This window comes from Streptomyces phytophilus (genome assembly GCF_013870535.1).
Classification (GTDB): domain Bacteria; phylum Actinomycetota; class Actinomycetes; order Streptomycetales; family Streptomycetaceae; genus Streptomyces; species Streptomyces phytophilus.
In genome coordinates this window covers 1-4,661 of sequence record NZ_JACBXC010000420.1, presented here as the reverse complement: position 1 = coordinate 4,661, position 4,661 = coordinate 1, and the positions used below count along the sequence as shown (strand labels likewise).

The window sequence follows — 4,661 nt, the reverse complement described above, 5'->3', positions numbered from 1 at the left end:
TAAAGGTTGTCTCGTAACTATGAGGGCTGGTGCGCGTTGGTCTGGTGTGCAGGTGTTGACGGCGGAACGACGTAACGTGATCGAGGTGTTCACCGGTCTGGCGCCGGGCCGATTCCGTCGGCTGCTGCAGGCGGTGGAGCAGGCCGGTGGGCCGGAGCTGGTGGCGGGGCGGCCGGGACGGCCGTGGTCGCTGCCGCTGGCGGATCGGGTGCTGCTGGTGGCTGTGTACTACCGCACGAACCTTACGATGCGGCAGTTGGCGCCGCTGTTCGGGATCTCCGTGGCGGCGGTGGGCCGGATCATCGATCGGCACGGGCCCTGGCTGGCTCTGCAGCCGTGCCGGCGCCGTCCGCGACGGGACGAGGTGCTGATCGTGGACGGCACGTTGGTCCCCACCCGGGACCGCACCGTGTCTGCCCCGGCGAAGAACTACCGGTACTCGGCGAACCTGCAGGTCGTCATCGAGGCCGACACCCGCCTGGTGTTCATCGTCGGGAACCCGCTGCCGGGCAACCACAACGACTGCACTGCGTTCGGCGCCTCGGGCGCCGAGGCCGCCTGCGGCCGGGCCCTGGTGGTTGCCGACGGCGGCTACCAGGGCACCAGCGCGATTATCCCGCACCGCCGCAGCCGGGGACAGGACCAGCTCCCGGACTGGAAAGAAGAGCACAACGCGTCCCACCGCCGGGTGCGCGCCCGAGTGGAGCATGTCTTCGCCCGGATGAAGACCTGGAAGATTCTTCGCGACTGCCGCCGCCGAGGCAAAGGCGTCTACTGGGCCGCCAGCGGCATCGCCCACATGCACAACCTCGCCTGCAGCTAGTCGCTCACGAGACGGTGTTAGGCGACGGGTTCGTAGGTGACGGGGCTGTTAGGGCAGGAGTCGGCGAGCGTGTTGAGGGCGTATTGCTCGGCGGGGTCGACGGTGAGGGCCCAGGTGTTTTTGATGGCGACCCAGTAGACGGTGTATTTGCAGCGGACGGATTCGATGGGGAGCCATTCGGCGACGTCCTTATCCGCCTTTTGCCGGTTGGAGCGCTGGCTGACGGCTTCGAGGTGGCGGGGGTCGTCGAGGTAGTTGGCGTAGGCGATGCGCTTGTCGCGTGTCCACTGCTTCGCCCCGCTATCCCAGGATTCTGCCAGCGGTACGACGTGGTCGATGTCGGTGGCGGTGACCGTCTGGTCGTCGTACCAGCTGTACCACTGGCCGCCGGTCAGGCGGCAGCGGCCGGACACGGCGGGCGGGGCGACGGCTTCGTCGAGGAGTACCTCGTTGCGGGTGTTGCAGCCATCACGGTCGGCGTCGATCCATCCGGCGCCGTATTCGCGTTCGCGGTCGTAGCCGGAGCGGTCCTCGGGGGCGACGCCGAGGTTGTCGATCGCCTCGCGCAGCGGCAGCGTGATCGCCTCTGCCCGTGCCGGGGCGGGTGCGCTGGCCGCGGGACGCTGGTGTCCTGCCGTGTCGTCGGCGGTTGTTGCGTGGGCGGCTTGCACGGTGCCCAGCAGCATGAGGGCTGCTGCCGCGGCGGCGGCCCAGTATCTGATCGTGCGCATCTCGACTCCCGTCGTTGCCGGTGTGCACCAACAGAAAAGCGAACGCCTCGTGTGCCCTCTCCTGTCGCAGTGGTGACGAAACCCCTCGAAGGGACGGTCCGGAATCGATAACGCGCCTGGGTGTACGCCCGTCGTACGCCCAGGGGGCGGAAGGGGACTGCGTGACTCCACTCCCATGTGTCACGCGTGATATTCGAGTGAATACCTTGTGTGAGGGTCCGGCCGGCGATGTCACGGACACGCCGGTTACCGGGTGGCATGTGACGCCCGAGCGGCCTTGGACCGTTCCCATTTCCCTCACCGATCCCACCGGCGCCGGCCCTTGCGATCCGGCCCGTGCTGGACCAACCCCCCACTGTCAGGGGCCCCTTTGACGCCCCGGCACGCCTGAACGAAAGGCACACAGTCATGGCCGACATCACGAAGATCAGCGCGACCATCAAGACCGCGGACGTCGAATCGGCCCACCCCGAGAACGGCACCGCCTACCTCGGCATCGCCGGCCGGGAGTTCATCCTGGACATCGCCGGCGCCTCCGACATGCAGCAGGGCGCCACCGACACCTTCATCTTCGGCGAGGACGCCAACGTCGTCGAGGCCGAGTACAACGACCCGCGCAAGCCGCAGTTGACCACCGCGGACCTGGACCGCTACCCCGTCTACATCCGCTTCACCGGCGGCGACGGCTGGTGCATCGAACGCGCCTGGGTCACCGTGGAGCCCGGCGGGCACGAGTTCGACAACTTCGACCTGGAAGGCGTCGCCGACAACCGGCGTATCTGGCTGCGCTCCGACTACGGCCAGGCCCTCTACCTCACCCGCACCGCGGGCACCCCGGACCCCGGCTCCGGCGGCGGCTCTTCGGGCGGGTCGGGCGCACGCATCATCTGGGGCAACGTCGACAAGGACGGCAACGTCCAAAGCGGCAGCGGCGACTTCCTGGTCGAAAAGCAGGGCGGGGGCCGCTACTCGATCACCTTCCAGCGGCCTTTCAAGTCCCTGCCCAGCGCCACCTCGAACATCACCGACGACGGCTGGAACCTGCGCGACAACAGCCACATCGCCGTCCAGGACAACAACCACATCGTCGTCACCACCGGCGACCAGGCCGGCGGCCTCAACGACCGCCCGTTCAGCTTCCAGGTCATCGGCACCTGACCGCCCCCGGCCGGGCCCGCCTGCCGATGAGGAGGCAGGCGGGCCCGATCGTTCCCGGCCGGAACACCATCTGCTGGTGATCCCGGCACCCTCATCCCCATCCCGGCGGTCCAGCCGCCCCGCTTCCGGAAAGCAGGCCCTGCCGTGCCCTTCTGCACCCGTGTTCGTGTGCCCACCCGCGTCCTGACGACGGCGCTGGCCGCCTGCGCCCTCCCTCTCGCCATGCTCCCCCCAAGCGAAGCGACGGCTGCCGCACCGGACAACCCCGGACAGCCGGCCTACCTGATCGCCGGCTACAAGCCCCACACCCCCCAGGCGACCTCGGACCAGGCCGTCAAGGACACCCTCAAGTCAACCCGGCTGAGCGCATCCCTGGCCTTCGACCGCCGATTGGCCACCGGCGCCGTCCGCTTCTCCCTTGACCAGGACACCTCCGCCCCGTCCCCCGACGACCTCGCTTCGAAGCTGGCCGGCGACCCCGACGTCGCCTACGCCGAACCGGACCCCGTCTTCCATCCCGCAGCCGAGCCCGACGACCCCCGCTACCCCGAGCAATGGGATCTGTGGGACGACAAAGCGGGCATGAACGTCCCCCCGGCCTGGCAATACGCCACCGGCAAAGGCGTGAACGTCGCCGTGATCGACACCGGATACGTCACCCACAGCGACCTGGACAACCAGATCACCCCCGGATACGACTTCATCAGCCACCCCGGCAACGCCCGCGACGGCAACGGCCGCGACCCCAACTACCACGACCCCGGAAGCTGGGCAGAGCCCGGATACTGCGGCCCCGGCACCCCCGCCCACGACTCCGTATGGCACGGCACCCACGTCGCCGGCACCATCGCCGCGCAGAGCAACAACGCCAACGGCGTCACCAGCACCGCCTACGACGCCACCGTCCAGCCCCTCCGCGCCCTCGGCGCCTGCGGCGGAGCCGCCTCCGACATCGCCGAAGCCGTCATCTGGGCCGCCGGCGGCACCATCACCGGCACCCCCGACAACGAAGACCCCGCCGAAGTCATCAACCTCAGCCTCGGCAACAAAGTCCCCTGCGACACCACCACCCAGCAGGCCATCGACTACGCCACCGACCACGGCACCACCGTCGTCGTCTCCGCCGGAAACGACAACGCCAACGCCGACGACTACTCACCCGCCAGCTGCCAGAACGTCATCACCGTCGCCGCCAACGACCGCACCCGCCACCGCGCCCCGTACTCCAACTACGGACCCGCCGTCGAAATCACCGCCCCCGGCGGCAGCACCGACACCCGCGAACAAGACGCCATCCTCTCCACCTACAACACCGGCACCACCGACCCCGCCCAGGAGAACTACCTCTTCGCCCAGGGCACCAGCATGGCCGCACCCCACATCTCCGCCCTCGCCGCACTCATCCGCCAACTACGCCCCCAATACACCCCCGCCCAAACGACACACGCCATCACCTCCAACGCCGCCGGCCCCATCACCGGCTGCGGCAACAACTGCGGAGCAGGACTCGCCGACGCCGGCGCAACCCTCCGCGCCCTGACCACCGCCGCCAGCACACCGACCGACCACTGACGGACCTCACGCCCACCCCCAACACCCGGCCTAAGACAACCCCTTCACGGTCGGCGACACCAAGAAGGGACCCCCCATGCGAACCACCCTCCACCCGGCGCACGCCGCCCTACTCGCACTGTGCACCACCGCAGCAGCACTGTTCATCACCGCCACCGACGCCAACGCGGCCGAGACGGACTGGACCTGCGCCACCTACACCCCCGCCCAAGACGACTTCGTCCTCGGCGACAACTGCCAACCCCGACCCGGAAAACCCACCACACCGGTCCACCTCTACCGCACCGGCGCCAACGAACCCGACTACCTCTGCACCACCGCCGTCCTCAGCGACGACCACACCCACATCCTCGGAATCCGCTGCACAACAACCTGAC

General features: G+C 68.8%; 5 protein-coding genes. 4 read left to right on the top strand and 1 reads right to left on the bottom strand.

The features are described 5' to 3' along the window. The first annotated feature begins 19 nt into the window (after positions 1–19). On the top strand, positions 20–823 hold the full coding sequence (locus H5J30_RS18310) for a transposase (protein ID WP_220189063.1): 804 nt from the start codon (positions 20–22) through the stop codon (positions 821–823). A gap of 17 nt (positions 824–840) precedes the next feature. Here the strand turns inward: H5J30_RS18310 and H5J30_RS18305 are convergent, their stop codons facing one another. Next, the gene (locus H5J30_RS18305; RefSeq protein ID WP_258563390.1) at positions 841–1,554 is read right to left on the bottom strand and encodes an HNH endonuclease family protein; all 714 of its coding nucleotides are present in this window, start codon (positions 1,552–1,554) and stop codon (positions 841–843) included. Between the two features lie 408 nt (positions 1,555–1,962). Between H5J30_RS18305 and H5J30_RS18300 the strand changes: the two genes are divergently transcribed. The 3 genes from H5J30_RS18300 (at position 1,963) to H5J30_RS18290 (ending at position 4,660) form a co-directional block, all read left to right on the top strand. Next, positions 1,963–2,712, top strand: a complete 750-nt coding sequence (locus tag H5J30_RS18300) for a hypothetical protein (protein ID WP_181788487.1) — start codon at positions 1,963–1,965, stop codon at positions 2,710–2,712. Positions 2,713–2,880: 168 nt separating this feature from the next. Beyond that, positions 2,881–4,284 (top strand): S8 family peptidase, encoded by a 1,404-nt coding sequence (locus H5J30_RS18295; protein ID WP_181788486.1) that lies wholly within the window; start codon positions 2,881–2,883, stop codon positions 4,282–4,284. Between the two features lie 76 nt (positions 4,285–4,360). Continuing rightward, positions 4,361–4,660 (top strand): hypothetical protein, encoded by a 300-nt coding sequence (locus H5J30_RS18290; RefSeq protein WP_181788485.1) that lies wholly within the window; start codon positions 4,361–4,363, stop codon positions 4,658–4,660. Position 4,661 lies beyond the last annotated feature (1 nt).